The organism is Chitinophaga parva, assembly GCF_003071345.1.
GTDB classification, from domain to species: domain Bacteria; phylum Bacteroidota; class Bacteroidia; order Chitinophagales; family Chitinophagaceae; genus Chitinophaga; species Chitinophaga parva.
In genome coordinates this window covers 694540-718400 of record NZ_QCYK01000002.1, presented here as the reverse complement: position 1 = coordinate 718400, position 23861 = coordinate 694540, and the positions used below count along the sequence as shown (strand labels likewise).

15 protein-coding genes are annotated in these 23861 nt (G+C 52.6%); 9 read left to right on the top strand and 6 right to left on the bottom strand.

Annotation, left to right across the window (positions count from 1 at the left end):
• Positions 1–15 precede the first annotated feature (15 nt).
• Both DCC81_RS13415 and DCC81_RS13410 read right to left on the bottom strand, forming a co-directional pair.
• Complete coding sequence (locus DCC81_RS13415) at positions 16–1179, bottom strand: 1-deoxy-D-xylulose-5-phosphate reductoisomerase (protein ID WP_108687137.1); 1164 nt, start codon at positions 1177–1179, stop codon at positions 16–18.
• 192 nt (positions 1180–1371) lie between these two features.
• Entirely contained in the window at positions 1372–2871 is a 1500-nt protein-coding gene (locus tag DCC81_RS13410) for a GH3 auxin-responsive promoter family protein (RefSeq protein WP_108687136.1), read from the bottom strand.
• 244 nt (positions 2872–3115) lie between these two features.
• Here DCC81_RS13410 and rplU point away from each other — a divergent pair, with 244 nt between their 5' ends.
• From rplU to DCC81_RS13380, 6 genes are all read left to right on the top strand, one after another.
• On the top strand, positions 3116–3535 hold the full coding sequence (gene rplU / locus DCC81_RS13405; RefSeq protein ID WP_240612982.1) for a 50S ribosomal protein L21: 420 nt from the start codon (positions 3116–3118) through the stop codon (positions 3533–3535).
• A 35-nt stretch (positions 3536–3570) separates the two neighbouring features.
• Positions 3571–3849: a 50S ribosomal protein L27 gene (gene rpmA / locus DCC81_RS13400; protein ID WP_108687134.1), complete on the top strand. Its 279-nt coding sequence runs from the start codon at positions 3571–3573 to the stop codon at positions 3847–3849.
• Between the two features lie 66 nt (positions 3850–3915).
• Entirely contained in the window at positions 3916–4362 is a 447-nt protein-coding gene (locus DCC81_RS13395; RefSeq protein ID WP_108687133.1) for a histone, read from the top strand.
• Between the two features lie 73 nt (positions 4363–4435).
• Positions 4436–6094, top strand: a complete 1659-nt coding sequence (locus DCC81_RS13390) for a DNA polymerase/3'-5' exonuclease PolX (RefSeq protein WP_108687132.1) — start codon at positions 4436–4438, stop codon at positions 6092–6094.
• A gap of 28 nt (positions 6095–6122) precedes the next feature.
• On the top strand, positions 6123–6758 hold the full coding sequence (locus DCC81_RS13385; RefSeq protein WP_108687131.1) for a DsbA family protein: 636 nt from the start codon (positions 6123–6125) through the stop codon (positions 6756–6758).
• Positions 6758–7249 carry a GNAT family N-acetyltransferase gene (locus DCC81_RS13380; RefSeq protein WP_108687130.1) on the top strand — a complete coding sequence of 164 codons (492 nt, stop codon included), beginning with the start codon at positions 6758–6760 and terminating at the stop codon, positions 7247–7249. The genes DCC81_RS13385 and DCC81_RS13380 overlap by 1 nt, the downstream gene beginning before the upstream one ends.
• Positions 7250–7692: 443 nt before the next feature.
• Here DCC81_RS13380 and DCC81_RS13375 read toward each other — a convergent pair whose 3' ends face one another.
• A complete protein-coding gene (locus DCC81_RS13375) occupies positions 7693–8610 on the bottom strand; it encodes a PorP/SprF family type IX secretion system membrane protein (RefSeq protein WP_165806567.1) in 918 nt (305 codons plus the stop codon).
• Positions 8611–8657: 47 nt separating this feature from the next.
• Positions 8658–18194, bottom strand: a complete 9537-nt coding sequence (locus DCC81_RS13370; RefSeq protein ID WP_165806566.1) for a T9SS type B sorting domain-containing protein — start codon at positions 18192–18194, stop codon at positions 8658–8660.
• Positions 18195–18776: 582 nt separating this feature from the next.
• On the opposite strand from DCC81_RS13370, the gene ahcY reads away from it, so the two are divergent.
• A complete protein-coding gene (ahcY, locus tag DCC81_RS13365; RefSeq protein WP_108687127.1) occupies positions 18777–20105 on the top strand; it encodes an adenosylhomocysteinase in 1329 nt (442 codons plus the stop codon).
• A 281-nt stretch (positions 20106–20386) separates the two neighbouring features.
• Positions 20387–21118, top strand: coding sequence for a pyridoxine 5'-phosphate synthase (locus DCC81_RS13360; protein WP_108687126.1), 732 nt, complete (start codon positions 20387–20389; stop codon positions 21116–21118).
• An 80-nt stretch (positions 21119–21198) separates the two neighbouring features.
• On the opposite strand, the gene DCC81_RS13355 is transcribed toward DCC81_RS13360, so the two are convergent.
• A complete protein-coding gene (locus DCC81_RS13355) occupies positions 21199–21546 on the bottom strand; it encodes a winged helix-turn-helix transcriptional regulator (protein ID WP_108687125.1) in 348 nt (115 codons plus the stop codon).
• An 80-nt stretch (positions 21547–21626) separates the two neighbouring features.
• On the opposite strand from DCC81_RS13355, the gene DCC81_RS13350 reads away from it, so the two are divergent.
• On the top strand, positions 21627–22535 hold the full coding sequence (locus DCC81_RS13350) for an MBL fold metallo-hydrolase (protein ID WP_108687124.1): 909 nt from the start codon (positions 21627–21629) through the stop codon (positions 22533–22535).
• A gap of 18 nt (positions 22536–22553) precedes the next feature.
• Here the strand turns inward: DCC81_RS13350 and porQ are convergent, their stop codons facing one another.
• Positions 22554–23567: a type IX secretion system protein PorQ gene (porQ, locus tag DCC81_RS13345; RefSeq protein WP_133177656.1), complete on the bottom strand. Its 1014-nt coding sequence runs from the start codon at positions 23565–23567 to the stop codon at positions 22554–22556.
• Positions 23568–23861 lie beyond the last annotated feature (294 nt).

The following is a 23861-nucleotide window of genomic DNA, read 5'->3' as shown; positions in this document are numbered from 1 at the left end:
CCCACAAATATATTGTTAAATTACGATTGCGCTTATCAGCTTGGTAGCGTGCTTGCGGGCAGCCTGGTCGCTCTCGTAGTAATCGTTCAGGGACGGCTTTTCAATGAAAGGCACCTTGGTCATCACCTCCTCTATCACTTCCGTCATCTGCAGGAAACCGATCCTGTTCTTCAGGAATGCCAGCACCACTTCTTCGTTGGCTGCGTTCATTACGCAGGCAGCATTCCCGCCGGCCTTCATCGCCTCTACGGCTATGGCCAGGTTGCGGAAGGTTTTGGTGTCTGGCTGCTCAAAGTTCAGCACCGGGTAGTTCTTGAAGTTAAAGCGCGGAAAATCATTCTCCAGGCGGTCGGGGAAGCCCAGCGCGTACTGGATGGGCAGCTTCATGGAGGGCAATCCCATCTGGGCTTTGATGGAGCCGTCGGTAAACTGCACCATGGAGTGGATGATGGACTGGGGATGAATGATCACCTCGATCTGCTCATCCTTCAGGGCAAACAGCCACTTGGCCTCGATCATTTCCAGGCCTTTGTTCATCAGCGTGGCAGAATCTATGGTGATCTTGGCACCCATGCTCCAGTTGGGATGCTGCAGGGCGTGGTCTTTCTTTACATTGATCAGGAAGTTCGGCTTCTTACCCAGGAAAGGCCCGCCGGATGCGGTAAGGATCACCTTTTCCACCTGGCGCAGGGGCTCGCCCAGCAGGCATTGGAAAATGGCGGAATGCTCAGAATCCACCGGCAGGATGGCCACATTCTTGCGGCGCGCCATCTCCATTACAATGTCGCCGGCTACTACCAGGGTCTCCTTATTGGCCAGGGCCACCGTAGTGCCCTGCTCTATGGCAGACAAGGTAGGTGCCAGGCCGGCAAAGCCCATAATGGCCGCCAGCATTACATCTATGGTATTCCAGGCAGCCACTTCCACCAGGGATTTGGCCCCGGCAAATACTTTAATGCCCTTGTCAAACAGGGCTGCCTTCACTTCTTCATATTTCTTCTCGTCCCCGATCACCACCGCATTGGGGTTGAACTTCAGGGCTTGCTCTATCAACAGGGTTGCATTTTGCTGGGCGGTCAGCACCTCCACGGTAAAGCGGTCCGGATGCGCGGCAATTACGTCCAGCGCCTGTATGCCCACAGAGCCGGTGGAACCGAAAATGGCAATGCGTTTCTTCATGGAAAAAAGTTAATGGTTAATAGTAAATGGTTCATCGCATGCGGGTGTTCCACAGGTAACCACCACCATTAACGTTCAATGATTTTACAAATGGACATGCCGGGAAAGGCCCCAGCACGTTTCTCAATTAAGTTTCAGTTTCTACGATCCAATGATCCGGCAATCTAACAATTAACGGCTAACATTCAACCATTAACGCACTACATATGCTTCCAGCTCATCTGCCAGTTTCCGGTCATTGCTCAGGCGGGGCACCTTGTTCTGGCCGCCCAGTTTGCCAATGGACTTCATATATTCAATAAAGCCCTGGCGACGCACCGGCCTTATTTTCAGGGGTTGCAGGATATTGCCCGTCAGCAGGTCGTCATAGTAAATATTCTTGCCGCGCATGTTCTCGTCCACCTTCCGGGCAAAGTCGGCCAGGTTTGCCGGGGCATTCTCAAACTCCACAAACCATTCGTGGTAAGGCAGTTCTCCATCCACCTGCACACGGGGCGCCACGGTAAATTCTGTGATGTGCACGCCTTCTTCCCTGGCGGCCTTCATGAGACTGTACTCCACTTCTTCCCCGATCACGTGCTCTCCAAAGGCGGAAATAAAGTGCTTGATACGGCCGGTCACAGCTATACGGTAGGGGTTGGTAGAAAGGAACTTCACCGTATCTCCAATATTATAGCCCCACAAGCCGGCGTTATTATTTATTATCAACGCATAATTCACCCCAACTTGTACATCTTTCAGGGAAATACGGGTGGGATTTTCGTTAAAGATCTCGTTGGCCGGGATAAATTCATAAAAAATGCCGGAATTGGTATTGAGCAGCAGGCCCTGGTGTTCCTGGGTGTCCTGGAAGGCAAAGAAGCCTTCAGAGGCCGGGTAGGTCTCAATAGTAGCGATGGGCTTGCCAATGGAGGCCATCAGCTTGGCCCGGTAGGGCTCAAAGTTTACCCCGCCGTAAACGATCACTTCCAGGTTCTTGAAAATATCCTTGATCAACTTGCCACCGCTTTTCTCGATCAGCCGGTCAAAGTACATCTGCATCCATGGTGGAATGCCACTGATCAGCGACATATCCTGGTGATAGGTCTCCTCCACGATGGCGGCCAGTTTGGTTTCCCAGTCTTCAATGCAATTGGTCTGGTAAGAAGGCAGCTGGTTGGTACGCAGGTAGCTGGGCACGTGATGGTTCACAATGCCACTCAGGCGGCCGGTAGGAATGCCTCCTACCCTTTCCAGTTCGGGCGACCCGGAGAGGAAGATCATTTTCCGGTCGGCAAAATCCGTACGGCCGGTCTCCGACATATAATTCAGCAGCGCATTGCGGGCTGTATCCATATGATTGGAGATAGAATCTTTAGAGATGGGAATGTACTTGATCCCACTGGTGGTACCGGAGGTCTTGGCCAGGTAAATGGGCTGCCCGGTCCATAAAATATTGTGTTTCCCTTCTTTTATCTTTTCGATATAGGGTTTAAACAGTTCATAATCCCGGATGGGCACTGCTTTTATAAAGTCGTCGTAGTTGCGGATATCATCGTAGTGATGGTCTTTCCCAAATTCGGTCTTCTTACCGGTTTTCACCAGCTCCTGCCAGATTGCTTCCTGGTCTTCTACCGCCCGGTGCATTTCCTTCCGGAGTTTGGCACTCACAATGGAAGCAAATGGTTTGGCCAGCAGTGATTTGAACTTCATGCCCGTTAATTTAGAATAATGTATACGGACCGGGCAACGCTCATGCCCGGGTACGTTTGTAGCTTTTATAATGGCCCTGGCCCGTTGGCAGGACCAAAAGCAAAAGTAAAAAAATTGCGATGCAACAGGGGCAAGATACTGCAATTTCTCCCGGATTACCAAGGCTTCGCGGGTAAGCTACTGGTATTCACGATGGTACGGCGCCTGGAGCAAGTTTTTATTTTCCGGGAAAGCTTGTATCTTTATGTTATCACCCCCGGGCATATACCTTCCACGCCCCGGACCCTTCTTTTTGGGGCCGAAAAAGTTTGTTATTTACAAACTATTCAATACCTTTGCAGGAAATTATTTTTGGATTACTATGTTTGCAGTTGTAAAAATCTCAGGTCAGCAATTCAAGGTTGAAAAAGACCAAGAAATATTTGTACAGCAACTTTCCGGCAAAATCGGCGATAAAGTTGAATTTGCGGAAGTTCTGCTGGTAGACAACGGCGGTAAGCTGACCGTTGGTACTGATGTAAAATCAGTGGTTAAAGCAGAGATCCTTGCCCATGTGCAGGGAGATAAGGTGATTGCCTTTAAGATGAAACGCCGTAAGGGTTTCCGTAAGAAAGTTGGTCACCGTACTCATTTTACCAAGATTAAGATCAGCGAAATCGCGTAAATTTATTTATACAAGTTTAAAAAAGTTATTTCCAGATGGCACATAAAAAAGGTGAAGGTAGCGTTAAGAACGGTCGTGATTCCCAGAGCAAAAGACTGGGTGTAAAGGTATTCGGTGGCCAGATCGCCGTTGCCGGTAACGTTATCATCCGCCAGCGTGGTACTGTTTATCATCCGGGTCAGAACGTAGGCATTGGTAAAGATTTTACCATTTTTGCCCTGACTGATGGTGTTGTTGAATTCAGAAAAGGTCGTGAAAACAGGACTTTCGTTTCCGTAAAATCATTTGACACCACTGCCCAGGCGGAAGCTTAGGAACAGTGTTTGCCATAAAGTTTTTTTTAATACCCAATTTTTTTACTAACCCAAATTCAAAAAACAATGGCAACAATTAAAAAAGCAGCTGCTAAAAAAGCTGCGCCTAAGAAAAAAGCTGCAGTGAAAAAAGCTGCTGCTCCCAAGAAAAAAGCCGCTGCTAAAAAAGCTGCTGCTCCCAAGAAAAAAGCTGCTGCTAAGAAAGCTGCTCCTAAAAAAGCCGCCGCTAAGAAAGCTGCTCCTAAGAAGAAAGCTGCTGCCAAGAAAGCCGCTGCTCCTAAAAAGAAAGCTGCTGCTAAGAAAGCCGCTCCTAAAAAGAAAGCCGCTGCTAAGAAAGCTGCTCCTAAAAAGAAAGCCGCCGCTAAGAAAGCTGCTGCTCCTAAAAAGAAAGCTGCTGCTAAGAAAGCCGCTCCCAAGAAGAAAGCTGCTCCTAAGAAGAAAGCTGCCGCCAAGAAAGCTGCTCCCTCAGTTGAATCTAACGGCAATTCCTCTAGCGAGTCTTCTTCTATGTAAGATCGATCTGCAACTCGTAATGATAAGCTTCCCGTCGCAAGATGGGAAGCTTTTTTGTTGGTATCTTGCACCCATGGATAATAGCACGATCGCCGACAGCTTTTCCCTGCTGTCTAAACTCATGGACATTCACGGGGAAAACTCCTTCAAAGCCAAATCCTTTGGCAGCGCCGCCTTCACCATCGACAAGCTGCCCCTGCCCCTCGAAGGCATGCCACTGGAAGAAATGAAAAAGATCAAAGGCATAGGAGAATCCCTGCTCAAAAATATACAGGAACTCCTGCTTAGCGGACGCCTGGCCCTCCTCGATAACTACATCGAGATCACCCCGCCCGGCATCATGGAAATGCTGAAAATCAAAGGCCTGGGCCCCAAAAAGATCGCTACCATCTGGAAAGAACTGGAAATAGAATCCCTCGGGGAACTGCTCTACGCCTGCAACGAAAACCGCCTCTCCCTGCTCAAAGGCTTTGGCGAAAAGACCCAGGAAAGCGTAAGGCAGGCCATTGAATTTTATATGGCAAACCGGGAACGCTTCCTCTATGCTCAGGTGGAAACCTTTGCACTGGACCTGGAAAAGCAACTCAGCAGCTTCTTTGCCCCTGCCGCCGTATCGCTCACCGGCCACTTCCGCCGCCAGGAGCCTATCATAGATGAAGTGGAACTGGTCATTGCCCTGCCGGTAGCCCGCCTGGAAGAAAGCCTGGTGTCCATGAAAGAATTTTCACTGGTAACCAGTACGGATGAGATGCTGGTGCTGCACCACGAGCAAAAGGTAAAAGTGAAGATCTTCTCCGCCACAGAGACCAACTTTGCCACTACCCTGTTCCATACCACCGCTACCCCGGCCTTCCTCGAAGAGTTCCGCGCCGCCGGTGGTGATACTGCTACTGATTGCCATACGGAAGAAGAAATCTTCAGCCGCTCCCATATCGCTTTCCTGCCGGCCGCCCTCCGCGAAGGCATGGGCGAATCGCACAAAGCCAAAGGCTTGTCCGCCTGGCCGGAACTTATCCAGCCCACGGACATTAAAGGCATCATCCACTCCCACAGCACCTGGAGCGATGGGCAGCACGACCTGGAGCAAATGGCCACCGCGGCCGCCCAGCAAGGGTTTGAGTACCTGGTGATCAGCGACCACTCCCGCACCGCGGTATATGCCAATGGCCTCTCCATAGAGCGCATCCAGGCACAGCATGCCCAGATAGAAGAACTGAACCAACGCCTGGCGCCTTTCCGCATTTTCAAAAGCGTGGAATCTGATATCCTCGGTGACGGAAACCTGGACTACCCCGATGAGGTGCTGGCCACCTTTGACCTGGTGATCGCGTCCGTACACGCCAACCTGAAAATGACGGAGGACAAGGCCATGGCCCGCCTCATCAAAGCCATCGAAAACCCTTACACCACCATCCTGGGCCACATGACCGGCCGCCTGTTGCTGAGCCGCAATGGCTACCCGGTAGACCACGACCGCATCATAGATGCCTGCAAGGCCAATAACGTGGTGATAGAGCTCAATGCCCACCCGCGCCGCCTGGACATAGACTGGCGCTACATTGCCAAAGCCCTGGACAAAGGCTGTCTCATTTCCATAGACCCCGACGCCCACAGCATAGACGGCTTTGCAGATGTACGCTACGGCGTACTGGCAGCCCAGAAAGGAGGCCTAACCAAACAACATAACCTGAGTAGCTTCAGCGCCCTGGAACTGGCTAAATGGTTAGATTAATAATTGACAATCCTAACAATATCATACAATGACCTTCATTTATATCGCTGACCCGATCTGTGGCTGGTGTTATGGCTTCACCCCTGTGGTGCAGCAGCTGCAGCAAAACCACCCCGACATGCAGTTTGACGTGCTCTCCGGCGGCATGATCACGGGCGACAACCGCTACCCTATTGAGCGTATGGAACAGTACATCCTCAAAGCGCACAAACAGGTGGAAAGCCTGACGGGTATTGAATTTGGAAAAGCCTTCCTGGACGGGCTGCTGCTCTCCAAGACCTACCTGCAGGACTCTGAAAAGCCCAGCACCGCCATTACAGTGTTTAAGCAGCTGAAGCCCGCCCAGGCAGTGGATTTTGTACATGATATACAGGTGGCCTTTAACTTTGATGGCAAAAGTCTCAACGATGATGCTACCTACCGGGAACTGGCCATCAAATACGGCCTCGATCCAGACGCCTTTGTAGCAGAGATGAACAGTGACGAAGTGCGCTATGCCACCAACCAGGAATTTGCCCAGGTGCAAAGCTGGGGCATCACCGGCTTCCCTGCCGCTGTGCTGGCCACAGACAAGCAATACTACCTGGTGGCAAAAGGCTTTACCCCACTGGAGGACATTGAAGCCCGCATACAGAACATTTTAAACGAAGAGGCCAACAGCTGATGAACTACCATATCGCCACCTTACAGGATATACCCACCATACAGGCCCTGGCCCATAAGATCTGGGCCCGCACCTATGCGGAAATCCTTTCCCCGGCGCAAATGACCTACATGCTGGATATGATGTACGGCACTCCTGCCCTTGCCGCACAGATAACGGACGATCATTATACCTTCCTCGTATTCCGGGAAGAAGACCAGCCCGCAGGCTATGCGGCGTTCAGCCCACATGCGGAGCAAGGCGTATACAAGCTGCACAAGATCTACCTGGATACAGACCTCCAGGGAAAGGGCCTTGGTAAAACCATGATGAACACCGTAAAAGATCTGGTGGCGGAAAAAGGCGCCCACACCCTGGAACTGGATGTAAACCGCCATAATAAAGCACTGTACTTTTACAAAAAGCAGGGCTTTGCAGTGGTAGGTGAAAAGGATACCCACATTGGCAATGATTATTATATGAATGACTACGTCATGCGCATCCCGTTATAACACGGGATTTTTTTGAAAGGGCCTAAAAAATAAAAGCCTGGTAGCGAATACCAGGCTCGTTTCCCAAGTTAACCATTAAAAGACACAACATCTTTAAGAATATCTCTCGAAAGCTTCTATTAATTATTTATGGTGGCCAAAAGCCAGTTAATCATTATTCCCGAAACAGACACATGACAATCTTTTCCGTTTCGCTTCTAATACATCTACGTCCCTGAAATCACTTTGGATTGCCCCTTCCCTAAATTTTTTTTAAACTTTTTCCTATTTGAATACCATGCCGGCTTGGGCTTATCACCCGTTTTTTTGTGGAGTTAATTGCTAATGTTTTGTTATTACCACAAAAATTAATACCGGGCTGCGGGCTAAAAAAAACCCGCACCTGGTAAGGCGCGGGATCTGATCTGCATGATTCAAGCAGGTGTATGTATAGCTTGACTTGCCTAAAAATAACGGGGGGCCACTACTTTAAACTTATTGAAAGAAAACCGGTAGTTCAGCATCAACTCATGCGATCCACCCTGCATGCCCAGCAGGTTGTTGGACAAGGGAAAATCATAGGCATATCCTACCTGCAGGTTTTTAGTAGCCTGCACCTGCATGATGGCATTCACGATCTTTTCTGAACGGTAAGAAGCGCCCGCCCATACGGTATTCTTAATGAGGAAATTTGCATTCAGGTCATACTGGAAGCCATTGCCGTACACCTGGCGCAGCATCGCATTGGGCTTAAACTTCAGGTCATCATTCACATCAAAAAGATAACCCGCCTGCAGGTACCAGCGGCGCTGGTAGATGGTGGTTTCCGCTTTCTTACTGTTGGCCAGCGACCGGAATGAAGGTGAAGAAAGGCCCACGTAAAAACGCTCTGTAAACAGCATGAACCCAAAGCCCACATCCGTGCGTGAATACGTGAGGTTCTTGGCATATACGGGGTCTGATGTATTGAACTGCTGGTCATTTTCATGAAACTGTGCCATGCCTACTTTGAGGCCCAGGGCCAGGTAGGTCTTATGGTTCAGCATTACCCTCTGGGATACATGCAGGTTCAGCGCCGTTTGCGTTACCGGCACCACGTTTTCTGTAAGGCCGGTAAAGCCCAGCGTGGTCCCGGATTGATGCACCGGGCTGTAAAAGCTGAACGCGGCCGTCTTGGGCGCCCCTTCTATACCTACCCACTGGTCCCTGGCTACCGCGGTCAGGTTGGTAGATTCATCCATGGAACCATAGGCAGGGTTGATCACAATGCCGTTGAACATATACTGTGCATATTGCGGGTCCTGTTGCTGCTGCGCACGCACCGGTTGTGCCCCGGCAGCCAGCAGCACCGCACCCATAACGGCAAGCAGGCATCTTTTCATTGGAATAGTTTGAAATTGATTGATACGCTTAAATATCTTCCCCATCATTACCTTCTTATCACTACAAAGCCGGTATAACGTTCCTGCTTGCCGTGGTCGTTAATAATGATGATATAGTAGTACGTTCCCTCCGGCACATTGCCGCTCCCATTCACATTGTAACGGCCGGCGAAGTTGTTGTCCAGGTTATCGTAGTTGCGCGTATGGAACACGGTGGCGCCCCAGCGGTTAAATACGGTCACCTCGTTTTCGGGGAACTTATTGATGTTCTCTACGTACATGGCGTCATTACCCACACCATCACCATTGGGTGAGAGGGCAGGATGTACGCGGATCTTGCGGGTAGTATCATCGGTCCAGCGGTTGGGGCCAATGATCGCCATCGCGGTATCCGGCACGCCGTTGTTATCGCGGATGAGAATGTCTGCAAAAGCGGCGGTATCACTGATGTTCCAGTTCACGGATTTCATCGCCGAACTTACCTGGTCCAACGTGAAGGTGGCCGTTACATCTTTGAACACATCATCATTCAGGATAGGTACTACGTTTACCACGGCTTCCGTTTCGAAGGCCGGTATCACCACGGTGCCGGGCAGCGCATGGTAATCAGCATCCGGGGCAGCATCGCCGGAAGCGGCGTAGCTTACCTGCACGTCCTTGGCCACGCTCACCCTTGCATCTGCAAAGCGTATGCGGAAAGCACCGTTGCTGGCGGGCTTGCGGGCATCACTGATCTTCTCTATCACTATTTTGCGGGCTTCTGCTTTAGGGCCGGTAGGCGCATTTTCATCATCTGTAATGGTCATCACCGCCGGTGTATTATCTACCAGGATGGTGCCGCTGGCGCTGGTGGCGGTTACCACGGTAGCGGTAAGTTCTCCATCACCCTGCAGGATGTAATCGTCCTTGATCACTACGGGCACGGTTATACTGCCGGCACCCGCGGGGATGGTTACCTGGGTGGGTGGTGTTACAAAATTGGCTGTGGCGCCGGTGTTGTCAATATTCAGCGTTACGGTAATATCAGCAGCAGCTACAGTGCCGGCAGGCAGTTGCACGGTGAATGCACCGTCTGTAGCCGGTTCTGCGGCATCCTTCGTTTTCACGATCTGCACCGTAAGCTGGATCACAGTGAGGATGTCTACCGTGTTACTATTAGTGATCGTATAGCCGGTGGCGTTACCTGCCAGCACCAGGGCTACAGTGGTTTCGTTTAGGTTGTTGTTCAGCGTTTGCAGGGTAAAGCTGGTGCTGCCGGCGCCTGCGGGCATTTGCAGGGCGGTGGGCAATGCATTGTAGTCGGTAGTGGCAGCGGTGGTGGCACCCGCTGCGCTTACCGCTATATTAAAGGCCTGTGCGGTAGTAATGCTGGTGTTTACAAAGCTGATGGTCACTTTGGTGCTGTGGCCTTTGATAATGCTGCTGCTGTCTATTGTGATCTGCAGGGCAGTATTGGCCGGGTCAAGATGGGTAGCGTCATCGATCTGCACGTCCGTACTGGTCACTGTGAGGCCGGTGCTGGTACCAATTATGCGCAGCAGCTCAGCAGGTTCCAGGATATTATCCATGTTGGCATCCAGGGTGATGCTGGCACTGCTGCTGCCGGCGGGGATGGTAATGCTGGCAGGCAGGCTGTAATCTGCGCTGCTGGCGGTGGAAGCGGCATTGGCCGCCAGGCTTATCACCACATCCTGCGTAGCAGTGACGCCGGTACCCAGGCTGGCCGTTAGTTGTACGCTATGGCCTTCCAGCACACCAGCCGCACTGCTGCCCAGGGTCACTTTACCACTTACCGGGTCGGCAGCGGTGGCATCTGCAATGTGCAGGGTGGCGCCACTCACCGTGAAGCCGGCGGCTGCCGCGGCAATGGTAATGTTTTCATTATTGCCAATCACCTTGTCGGTTGCTGCCTGTGGCAATGCAACGGTAACGCTATGATCTCCGTAAGCAAAATGTACGCTGTCTGTAGGCCATGCTATTACGTGCGCATGACTGGCCAGGTCACTCACCGCCTTGATGGCGAATGCCAGGTCCCTGCCGGCTTTCAGGCTACCCGGCAGGGCCAGGGTAAGCTTAGTAGCAGCGCCTCCTTCTGTAATGGTGCTGGCATCCAGGATAAGGGCCAGGCCGCCCAGGGTGGCATAGTTATTATCCGCAACATCCAGGTCTGCATTGCTCACGGTGTAACTGCTGAATACGGGATCCACCGCGCTGCCACTCACCTGCAGGTGCATGGTCTGCGGACCGTATACATAGTTATCCGTCAGGAGTTGCATGGTTACCACCGTATCATTACCACTGCCCAGGGTGATGGGCGCAGGCAGGGTGTAACTGGCCGCCGTAAGCTGGGAAGCCGCAGTGGGCGCGGTGTTCAGCACAATGGGCAACTCCGTGGTAACCCCGGCCGGCAGTGATACCGTGAGCGGGCGGCTGTCACCTTTGGTCCAGGTGGTGGGCGCAGCGGGCGTTAGGGTGATCACGGTATTGGCCGGGTTGTTATGGGTAAGGTCTGCAATTTTGAAGGGTACATCCGGAACGGTGATGGCTTGTCCGCTGGTCACCGTGCCTGCCAGCTTCATGTACTCATTGCCTTCCAGGATCAGGTCTGTATTGGCTTGCAGCACATCTGCAAAAGTGTGGCTGTCCTCACCCGCGGGGATGGTCACCATGGATTGCAACAACGTATAGTCGCCGGGGTGAGTGGTGCTGTCCACCGCGGTAAACCGGATGGTGAGCGGCTGCAGCAGGATCAGGTTGTTCTCTATCTGTACCCCGATCTGGCTCTTGCTGCCTTCATCCAGGCTATTGCTGGCGTAGAGGTGCAGGCTCATTGCGCTGCCAGATTGGTCCTGGATATGCAGGATGCCGTCGCTCACCGGGAATGCGCCAGTGGCGGAGAAAGTTACATCTTCATCGTTGCCTACGTACTTATCTACCGTGGTGCTTACATTGGCAATCGTAGCGGAGGAAGTCCCGGCCGTAATGGTCACCGGTGTGGCAGGTGCGGTAATCCCGTGTGTGCCCAAAGTAAGGCTGCCGGCTGCATTTACGGTAAAGCTCATGTCATGGCCCGCTACCAGGTTATCCGGCAGGGTAATGGTCATGGTACCTATGCCACCTTCCGCCACTGTATCATTACTGATCAGCACCGGGTGTTGCAGGGGATAATTATTATCTGTTTCATTCACCGTTACATTGTTGATGCTAAACGGCTTCACGGCGTCACTGGCGCTGGCGTTCAGTTTCAGTTGGTACGTCAGGGGCCAGAAGAGCACTTTATCACTTGGGAAATGGAGCGTGGTACTGGTACTGTTACCCGTTGCCAGCACAACCGGGTTACTGCCCAGGGTGTAGCCACTGCTGCTTACGGAAGAAGTAGCATCGTAACCAAGATTGATACGGATGGGCACCTCCGTGGTAATGCCGGTGGGCAGCGCAATGTTCAGCGCAGTGCCACTCCCCTTCTGCACTATGCCGGCGGCGGGAGTCACGGTCAGTACGGTATTGGCTGCATTGTTATGGGTAAGATCATGAATGGTAAGGTCCAGGTCAGCCACGGTAGCCGTGGGATAAGCAGGCAGGCTGCCTTTGATCTTCAGGGCTTCATCCGCCTCCAGCACCGCATCGCTGTTTGCCTGCAGCACCCCGGTAAAGGTTTTGCTGGTGCTACCGGCGGGCAGGGTAAGCGTGGATTGCAATAACGTATAATCGCTGGCGGTAGTGGTACCGCTGTTCACACCTGCCAGGTTAATGGTAAGTGGCTGCAGCAGGATAATACCATTGTTGATAGACACCGTTACATCCACCGGGCTGTTATCCTCATCCAGCGTGGTTTTAGCAGCAGTCAGTGTGATATCCAGGGAAGCACTGGTGGCATCCGTAATGTGCAGGGAGCCGTTATTCACCGGTGCCTCTGCAGGGGTGCCCAGGGAGCCATTGTACGCAGCGGTAAAGGTGATGTCTTCATCATTGCCAATAAAGGCATCCACCGGTGTACTGAGGGTGGCAACACCGGCAGTGCCGCTGCCCGTGGGGATCTTCACGGCCGCAGGTGCAGTAACAGTATGTTTACCAAGCGTGATCCCGTTTGTATAAGCAAGGCTGAAATCCAGGTCCCTGCCGGCTACCAGGTTATCCGGCAGCGCCAGCTGCAGGGTAGCCGCCGGGCCACCTTCTGTAATGGTGTCCTTGCTGAGCTGCAGGGGATGCGCCAGGGGCCAGTTGTTATCAATAATGGCCACCACCACATTGTTAATGGTGAAATTTTTCACATCGTCATGCGCATCTGTAAGCAGTTTTACGGAACGGGTGGCCGGGCCATACACGATCTTGTCCGCATTGGCCTGGAAGGTCACCGTAGTGCTATGACCGCTGGACAGCACCAAGGGGTTGGGAAGGTTCAGGGTATAGGCGTTACTGGCGGCGCTGGAGGCAGCATCATAATTAAAGTTGATGCTTACCGGCACCTCCGTGGTAACGCCTGTGGGCAGGCTGATGGTCAGGGTGGTGGTATTACCCTTGGCCAGGGCACTGGCGGCAGGGGCCACATTCAGTACTACGTTTGCAGCGGAATTGTGGGTAAGGTCATGGATGGTAAAGTGCATGTCAGACACCGTTGCGGCGGGCTGGCCCACCACGTTGGCGGTGATCAGTAATGGCTCTGTATCTTCCAGCACCAGGTCACTGTTTGCCTGCAACACGCCGGTAAAGGTCGTGGTGTTCGTGTTTGCCGGCAGTGTCAGCGTATCCTGCACCAGCGTAAAATCAGCCGCCGTGGTAGTGCCGCTCAATGCGGGTACCAGGGCTACCTTAATGGGTTGCACCAGCTTCCTGCCACCGCCCAGGGTAAGCGTTAAACCGGTGGGCGTGTTATTTTCTGAAAGTGCAGTGGTGGCAGGTACCAGGGTAATGTTCAGTGTTGCATCGGTGGCATCGCTGATGTGCAGGGTGCCACTGGTCACCGGTGCATCAGCGGGTGCGCCGGTACCGGTGTAGGTAGCTGCATAAGTTACATTTTCATCATTCCCCACGTACACATCCACCGGGGTGCTGATGCTGGCAATGTTTGCACTGCTGCTGCCACTGAGGATCTTCACGGCACCGGGTTGCGCCAGCAGGTGTGCACCAGTGCTGATGCCGTTGGTATTACTTACGTTAAAGTCCAGGTCCCGTCCGGCTACCAGGCCATCCGGCAGGGTAATGGTATTGGTATACGCGGCACCACCTTCCGTAATGCTGCCATTGCTGATCACCAGCGGGTGTACCAGCGGCCAGTTGTTATCACTAACGGTGACGGATATACTATTTATAGTCACGCTGCCGGCGGCATCAGTGGCTGTTGCATCCAGGTTCAGGCTGTGCAGGGAAGGGCCGTATACAATATTGTCAGTTTTTGCCGTGAGCGTTACGGTAGTGCTGCTGCCGCTGCTGATCACCACGGGATTGCTGCCCAGCGTGTAGGCATTGCTACCGGTAGTGGAAGTATTGTTCCAGGTAAAGGTGCTCTGGATAGGCGTTTCCGTTGTATAGGGCGATGCCAGTGCAATAGTGAGCGTAATGCTACCGCCCTTCTGCACATTGGTAGCGGAGGGCGTTACCGTGAGCTGTGTGGCGCCGGCTACGCTGTGTGTTTTATCCTTAATAATGAATGGCAGGTCTGCAATGCTTACTACCGGCCCGCTGGTCACCGTGGCGCTGAGCTTCAGGGTTTCATTGACCTCCAGTACATTGTCCGTCTTCGCGGTGAGCACGTTGCTGAAAGTCTTGCTGCTGGTGCCCGCGGGCAGGGTGAGCGTAGTGGTGTTCAGTGTAAAATCGCCATTGGTAAGCGTGCCCGCCAGTTGCGGGGTAAGCGTGATGGTGAGGGGTTGTAATAATTGCATGCCGCCGCCCAGGGTCACCGTTACATCGCTGCTTTGACCTTCATCCAGGCTGGACGTGCTGGCGGTAAGTGCAATAGTGAGCGCACTGGCGTTTGTAGCATCTTTAATATGTACGCCACCAGGGGTAACAGGTGCATCTGTTACATTACCGGTGCCATTGTATGCGCCGGTAAACGCAATGTCTTCATTATTGCCAATGATCACATCGGCAGGCACCGTAAAGTTGCCGATGCTGGCGGAAGTGCTGCCAGCGTTGATCTTCACGGTGGCGGGCACCGTGAGGGTGTGCTTACCGGTTGTAAGACTGTTGGTAGCCGTAATATTGAAACCCAGGTCCCGCCCGGCTTTCAGGCCATCTGGCAGGATAATGGTGGCGGCGTAAGTGCCGCTGCCTTCTGCAATGGTGTCTTTGTTGATCACCAGCGGATGCGCCAGGGGCCAGTTATTATCGGTAATGTCTGCCCGCACGCTGTCCATGGCAAAAGCGCCTGCAGGCAGGGCGCCATCCGTTACCGCACCGTCCAGGCGGAGGTGGCGGGTAAGCGGGCCATACACCTCCAGGTCCGTGTTAACATGCACGGAGAAAGAAACGCCGGTGGCACCGGAATCTATTTTCAGCGGCATGGCCGGCAGTACCAGGTTGCCGGCGCCTACTTCGGAAGTAGCATTGGGTGTAAGGCTGATGCTGATAGGCACTTGTGTGCTCACACCGGCAGGAAGGCTTACGGTCACCGTTTGGGTATTCCCCTTGGTCCATGCGGCTGGCATGGCAGGCGCGCTGATGATCAATGCCGTTTGTGCGGGGGTGAGGCGGGTCTTGTCCGTGATGGTGAGGGTATCTGCAACCACGTTCACCGTAGCCCCGGTGGCAGTGGCATTTACATAAAAGGTCTCATTGCCTTCAATGATCGCATCGGTATTGGCAGTAATGACGTTTGGAATGGTTACGTTATTAGTGCTTGCCGGCAGCGTGTAAGTAACGGTATTAAGCGTGGCATCGCCGGCAGAGGTAGTACCATTGGCCAGGCTGAAAGTCACGTTCAGTGCCTTGGTCAGCGTTTTGTTGTTGTCCAGTTCTATTTTGAGGCTGGTGGTTTGTCCTTCCTGTAATGCATTGCTTACCGCGGTGATAGTGAGGGTAGGCGGCGGACCGGCCACGGTTTTGTCTACGATGTTCAGCGTATTGCTTCCATTGTTTGCCACCGGCAGGTTATTCGCTGCCGCGGTGAAGGTCACGGTTTCATCATTGCCCACAATGCCGTCATCAACGGTGCTCACCACGGCAAAGCTATCCACGCTATGGCCGGTGGTGATGTGTACAGAATCCGCAGGCATACCGGTCAGGGTATGCTGGTCGCTGGTGAGGTTACTGCTGGTGCTGATGGCAAAGGCAAAATCGCGCCCTGCTACCAGGCCATCCGGCAGGCCCACCCACAGCGTGGAGGAACCGTTGCCTTCATCAATGGAAGCAGCGGTGCGGCCTGCTATGACCGGGTGGGCCATGGGCCAGTTCTTATCATTAATGCCCAGGTCTATGGCATTGAGCGTGGTGTAGATATTACCGGCACTGTCTTTCGCGGTAGCATTGAGCACCAGGTGTTTTACCAGCGGGCCGTATACAATGCTATCCAGGCGGGTGTTATAAGTTAGGGTGCCGGAGGCCTGGCCACTGTCTATGCGGAGCTGCAGCGGCATGGAATAGCTGCTGGGATCAGCGGTGGTGGCGGCATCCTGGCTAAGGGTAATGTTAATGGGGATGGCGGTGGTGATACCGGCAGGCAGGCTGGCGGTGATGGTCTGGCCGGTGAGGCCTTTATCCACGGTGGCAGATGCGGGCCCCAGCGTGAGTTGCATGTTTGCCGGGATGGTGTGGGTTTTGTCTTTCAGCATGAAGACGGCATCTGTGGTACTGGTGCCATTCTGCCCCATGATCTGGCCATCGGCGCTGATGTGCAGGGTGTCATCCCTTTCGATGATGTTATCTGTTACCGTGGTAAGTGTAAAATCCACATGGTCAGAGCCGCCTGGTATCACTACCGTGGGGGGGATGCTGAAGCCGGAAGTATGGGCCAGGGAATTAAGATGCAGGTTGATGGTAAGATCGGAACTGGCGGTAACACCGCTGGGCAGTGAAGCGCGCACCGTTGGGTTATCACCTTCCTGGATAGTGGTGTTCAGCGGGGTGAGGCTGATATCACGGGGCTCATCGTCTACGATCACCACGCGGCAGGTATCATGGCCTCCATCTACCTGCAGCATACCGTAGTTGGATTTTAGCTGCAGTTTTACCGCACGGTTGTACTGCAGGATATTATTGCCGGTGATAAAGAATGAATCCAACGGGATCTTGATCGTATCGGTTGGAGTGCTATTGCTAAAAGCCTTGATCAGTGTACCGTTTGACAACTTGTAATCTGCTGCGGTGCCAGCCTGGTTACCATCCAGGTTTGCCACCGGGATGGACACGCCATCTATTTCCAGCATGAGGTCTGCTGTCAATATTGCTGGCAATGCGGTGGCACTGGTGATGTAGAGCATATTGCCCGTGTATTGCACATCACCGCTATTCCCTTCTCCCACCTTGACCGTGGATTTAAGGAACCCTATCTTAGGAGGCTCGCTACCAAAGGTGGTAGGCGCATTCCCTACAGGTGTGGCATCAAAGTCATTGGGGGTGGTGCCGTAACCGGTAAGCATCCGGGTGCTGATACTGGGACGGTGGTAACCATCAGCGCTGGGATCGGTCCACTCCCATTTATTATCGCCCATAAAGTTGTCAAAAAACTTATTGGCGGAAATACCCACATAAGTACCGGCTGCTGGCGCAGACTGAATACTGTTAGGCAGTAGCTGGAGGATATTTTCCTGTAGCGTCATCCGGCCGGTCTCATTGCCTACGAAGTAACTGCGGAATCGCTGCTGGCTGCCATTATTGGACCCACCATTCATCTTAAGCACATGGCTGCGAGGAGCAGGTATACCGGCGCCACAGGAAGTGCTGCGGTAGGCGGCTACTACAGAGGGATTAGGGCCGTCGCCATCAGACTCAGAGGATTTATAACCTATTACACATTCGCTATTCGCCAGCGCGGTCAGGTCAGTCAGATCAGCACCCATCACCACGCGTTCTGTTTGGAAAATATAGATGTCAGAATCTACCAGGTCGCCGTTGGTAAAGTAAAGCAGGTAGTTGGTATAGAAGTAGTTATTGTTCTTAACATATTCCAGGATAATGGTATAGTAAAAATCTGTAGCCCCAGACCGGAAGTTGTCCTGGTGGGCCTTACCCATGATCTGTACCTTCCAGGGGTTACCTGCGGTGCCACTGCCATAAATGGGCGATACCCAGGAAGGCTGCAGGGCAATGAGGTTATTTTCATTAGGATCGGGAACACTGTTATAACCATCTGCAAGGGCAATATATGTCTGGGGGCCCCGTATGTTATGTGGAGTGGTCTCCCAGCTCATTTTATCACTCCCCTCATACGTTTCCCGCTTCCCGTCACGGTACACATGATAACTCCCATCCGCATACACCTCTATGCGCAGCCCCGGATCACCGGTACCGCCCCCCGTAGGATTAATAATGCGCACCGGCGCCTGCGCCGCAACCGGCACCGCACCCAGTAAACCGCATAACAGGAAAAGCAGGCCAAGGCCCCAAGCGTGTACAACGCTGCTGATAGCACATTTGCTTTTCATAGGATAGGTAAGGAGTAACATAATTTAATGCGTTAGCCACCCGGCACCCCCGCTATTTCTCCCCCTCACGCTCCTGCCCGGAATGGATTCCTGATCTGATAATTTCGGGTATAGGCCTATGCTTGCAGTCATATGCGGTCCCGTGACGCTAAAGTTGCAGGCTACTGTGCATAGTGAAAAACCAATCCTATACCGTGGAGTTTCTTCTTGTACGACCGATTATGAGCGGGCCCAATACCCCTTCCCGATGCTTCTTTGATAGCAGTATACGACTGAAAACAATTAAAGTTAATATTATATAATTTATTGTGCAAATATATAAATTATCACGAATTAACTGCAAAAATGTTAATAACGCATAATTATAAAATAATATTTTACTGAAAATCAATACATATGATCAACCGGCAGGGTTGTGCACATTTGTGGATAAGCCCGCCATAATGGTTGAAAAAATGGCGTACCTCCTAAAAACCTGGCAGGATTGATGACAAAAAAATAACGGAACAGGGGTGCATAACACCATTTTGGGATTATGATAACAAGGGGAATTAAGGTAGATTTGCACCAAATAAAATACGAATGTCTACAATAGCTAAACCAAACATTGATTTTAGCCTCCCCTACAAGGTTAAGGACATGTCCCTCGCTGCATGGGGACGTAAGGAAATAGAACTGGCAGAAGCAGAAATGCCAGGCCTGATGTCACTGCGCGAAGAATATGGTGCCAGCCAACCCCTGAAAGGCGCCCGTATCGCCGGCTGCCTGCACATGACCATCCAAACTGCTGTACTGATCGAGACACTGGTAGCCCTGGGCGCTGAAGTGCGCTGGAGCTCCTGCAATATCTTCTCTACCCAGGACCACGCCGCCGCTGCTATTGCCGCTGCCGGTATCCCGGTATTTGCCTGGAAAGGCCTCAATGAACAGGACTTCGACTGGTGCATTGAACAAACCCTGTTCTTCGGTGGCGAAGACCGCCCCCTGAACATGATCCTGGACGATGGAGGTGACCTCACCAACATGGTATTTGACAAATACCCCGAGCTGATCCAGCACGTGAAAGGCCTGAGCGAAGAAACCACTACCGGCGTACACCGCCTGTATGAGCGCATGAAGAACGGCTCCCTGCCCATTCCTGCCATCAACATCAACGACTCTGTAACCAAATCCAAATTCGATAACAAATATGGCTGCCGCGAATCCTGCGTAGATGCGATCCGTCGCGCTACAGACGTGATGATCGCTGGTAAAGTAGCTGTAGTAGCCGGTTTTGGCGACGTAGGTAAAGGTTCTGCCGAATCACTGGCAGGTGCCGGCGCCCGCGTGATCGTAACCGAAATAGACCCCATCTGCGCCCTGCAGGCTGCTATGGAAGGTTACGAAGTAAAGAAAATGGCAGACGCCGTGAAAGAAGCAGATATCATCGTAACCACCACCGGTTGCCGCGATATCATCACCGGCGCCCACTTCAAAACCATGAAGGACAAAGCCATCGTGTGCAACATCGGCCACTTCGATATCGAGATCGACGTAGCCTGGCTGAACACGAACTATGGCAACACCAAAGTAGAGATCAAACCGCAGGTAGATAAATACACCATTGATGGTAAAGACATCATCCTGCTGGCAGAAGGCCGCCTGGTAAACCTGGGTTGCGCTACCGGCCACCCCTCCTTCGTGATGAGCAACTCCTTCACCAACCAAACCCTGGCCCAGCTGGAACTCTGGCTGCACGCCGACAAGTACGAAAACAAAGTTTACGTACTGCCCAAACACCTGGATGAAAAAGTAGCCCGCCTGCACCTGAAAAAGATCGGTGTGGAACTGGACGAACTGACAAGCACCCAGGCAGAGTACCTCGGCCTGCCGAAGGAAGGTCCGTTTAAGCCGGATTATTACCGTTATTAAAATTGTCTTAGGTACCAGGTCTTAAGTATTAGGTACTAAGCTTTGATAACATATTTACTTTTAGCGCCGGTCTTATGGTCGGCGCTTTTTTATTTATGGCAATCCTATCGCCAGGCACACAATTGAGACAGCGCAAGTACCAGATGTGAGACTTGAGACTTCGGCCCCAAAATGCAGGACCTAAGACCTAGGACCTAGGACTTAAGACTTAAGACTTAAGACTTAAGACTTAAGCCCCCCAGGCCCAGGGCACCTAGTACAATTTCCCTTACCTTTGCACCATGACCAAGCTCAGTGTAAACATCAATAAGATCGCCACCCTGCGGAATGCCCGCGGTGGCAACCTCCCCGATGTGCTGAAAGTAGCACAGGATATTGAACGTTTTGGCGCAGACGGCATTACGGTGCACCCCCGCCCGGATGAACGCCACATCCGCTACAGTGACGTATACAATCTGAAACCACTCTTGAAAACGGAATTCAATATTGAAGGCTATCCCTCACGCGCTTTCATGAAAATGGTCATGGAAGTAAAGCCACATCAATGCACCCTGGTCCCCGATCCGCCAGATGCTATCACCTCTAACACCGGCTGGGATACCATCACTTACCAGGACCAGCTGCGCGATGTGATCGGTGAGCTGAAAAGCGCCGGCATCCGCGTATCTATCTTCCTCAACCCGGAAGTACGACTGGTGGAAGCCGCCAAATCTTCCGGGGCAGACCGCATAGAACTCTACACCGGCCCCTACGCAGAAGAATATACAAAAGCACGCACCCAGCCACAGAACCTGGCCCTGTTCAACGATTATAAGAACACCGCCAAAGAAGCTACCAGCTTGGGTTTGGGCATCAACGCCGGCCACGACCTGAACCTGGAGAACCTGCGCTTTTTTAAACTGCACATTCCCCAACTCGCTGAAGTCTCCATCGGCCATGCCCTCATTGCAGATGCGCTTTACTATGGACTGGAAAACACCATCCAGTTATACAAACGCCAGTTGCAGGACTAACGGTTACGGATATACGATATAACAAGATGCCCGCAAATGCTGATTTTGCGGGCGTTTTGTTGTTATGCACGTTACGTTTGTTATTCCCCGGTATTCATCTGCCCCTTTCCCCAGGTACGCATAGCGTCAATAATAGGTAATAATGAAGCGCCCAGCGGAGTAATATGATACTCCACCCGCGGCGGGCTACCGGCAAAGGTTTCACGGGTGATAATGCCATCCGCTTCCAGCTCCCGCAACTGGTTGGTAAGCGTTTGTTTACTGGCTTCCGGCATCCCTTTCTGCATCAGGCTATAGCGGTTTTGCCCATTGCGCAGCAGGTGGATGATCACCGGTTTCCACTTGCCCCCAATGATGTTCATACAATATGTTACCGCACAATTGGTAGGATTGAAATCTTTTAGCTTCCGTGCCATTGCTTTTGCCATTGGTCTAAAATTTTAGCCTATGCCTGCTTTGTAATACCTGGGCAATGTAGCTAGATTTGCAACGATCTCAAAAACATGACATGCAACCACGCTCCCAGCCCACGGGCCATATGAAGGTACATTTTGCAGACCTGGACCTCCTCGTTGTCACAGACGGCGCTGAACAGTATGCGCCGGAAGAATTTGCCCCCGGCGTTCCTCCGGAACAAGTGCAGGACCTCCTGCTGGAACTGGGTATAAGCCGCTACCAGTTTGTATTGCCCAGCAATATCCTGGTGCTGCGCCACGCCGGCCGCGTTATTTTGTTCGACGCCGGCAACGGCCAAATGAATGGCCCCCAGGCAGGCGTGCTGCCCGCAAACCTGGCAATGGCGGGTATCTCCACGGAAGATATTACAGATATCCTCATCTCTCACATGCATTCCGATCATACCGGTGGGTTGTTTGACAAAGCAGGTAACGCCGTATTTCCCAACGCCCGCATCCATGTATCCCAGCAGGAATACGATGGCTGGATGAGTGACACGCTGGACCTTTCCAAAAGCAGGAAACCGGATGCAGGTGCGTTGCAATCCATGCAGCACCGCATCCGCAACAGCTTTGCGCAGATGGGCAGCGCCTTGCAATGCTTCTCCCCCGGCACACCCCTGTTTGAATGCATTACGCCCATCCTGGCCGCAGGCCACACACCCGGCCATTGCATGTTCGAGATAAGCCGGCAGGGACAATCCTTCCTGCACCTCTGCGATATTGCACATGACGAAGCCCTGCTCTTTGCAAAGCCGGAATGGGGCACCATCTTCGATACGGATTTTGATATGGCGGCGCAAACAAGGCGCAGGGTACTCTCCATGCTGGGCCAAAGCAGGCAACCGGTATTCGGCTACCACCTCCCCTGGCCGGGCTTTGGCCATGTAAGCCGCCAGGAGCAAGGCTTTCGCTGGATGCCACTGCGCATACCCAGCCCGCAATGGCCGGTAATGTTATGAACTGCTATGGTAAGGAAATCACTTCGTAAAAGTGTTGAGCGCAATATTGATCCCCAAATGATTGAAGGCTGCGCTGCGCTGGTAGTAAGACCGGGCGTAGCGCAATTGTATTTTACGCGTTACCAGCGCGGCCCCAAAACTGAGTCCACTGGCGCCTTTGGCGTCTGTAAGCGCCAGCTCCTGGCGCCGCAGGTAGTTGTACGCCCCCGTAAGCTCCAGGTACTTGCCAATGTTCCATTGCACCGCAAACACGGCATGGCGCATGAGCTTATCCACCGCGTGCCCTGTTGCAGCACTGTCCTCCGCCGGATCTGCATAACGCACATCAAACTGGTAGAGATGATGCAGGGTAGCGGAGAGCTGCAGCGGCACATGCGCCAGTTGTTTTGAAATACCCAGCTGCAGGTCAAAGGGCAAAGGCTCCCCTTCCCCCGGCACGTAGCTTTTCAGCTGCCCGCCCATGTTGCGCGCCACCAGCCCTATTTGCAGCCCATGTATGCTGTCCTGGTAAGCCAGGCCCACATCCGCCAGCAGGCCGGATGCTGCATACGCCCCATAGCGCGAGCTTACAAAATGCAACGTAACGCCATAGTGCCACCGCTCCAGGTACTGGCGGGAGGCGCTTACCTGCGCATTCAGATCGCGCGCGGTAAAACTGCCCTGGATGGTGCCGGCAGCATCAGTTTGGGGCATGCTGCCGTAATTAAGATATTGAATGCCGGCGGCAAAAGTGGTCTGTAATTTTGAAGCATAATAACCGCCCATGGCATGCCCGTACTTCACATCGGCAAAATAGGCAGCGTAGCTGGCCGCCAGCTGGCTGGTCATCTCCGGCCGCAGTAGCGCAGGATTGAGCAGGGAAAGGGTAATGTCACTGTTATGCTGGCTTACATTCACATTGCCCAGCGCCGTGATCTGCGGCGATGCCGGCAGGTCCAGGAAGGCAAACGCGCTCTTCCCGCCCAGCACCTGTGCACGCACAACCACGCCCGGTCCGATAATAAGCAGCAATAAAACAATATGACGGTACATAGTGGGATACTTGGGGCCGGAAAATACAAAAATTGTACAATGTACAGCGTACAACGTACAACGTACTATCTAAGCGAATGATCGAAAAATTGTACAATGTACAGCGTACAACGTACAACGTACTATCTAAGCGAATGATCGATATGGACAATAATATACGCCATACGTTGTACGCTGTACGTTGTACGCTGTACGCTGTACGCTGTACGAAAAATAGCGAAGCCACTTCCTCCGGAAATGGCTTCGCTAAACCCTTAAAACAATCAACATGAATCCCGGGCACTTACTCCGGGT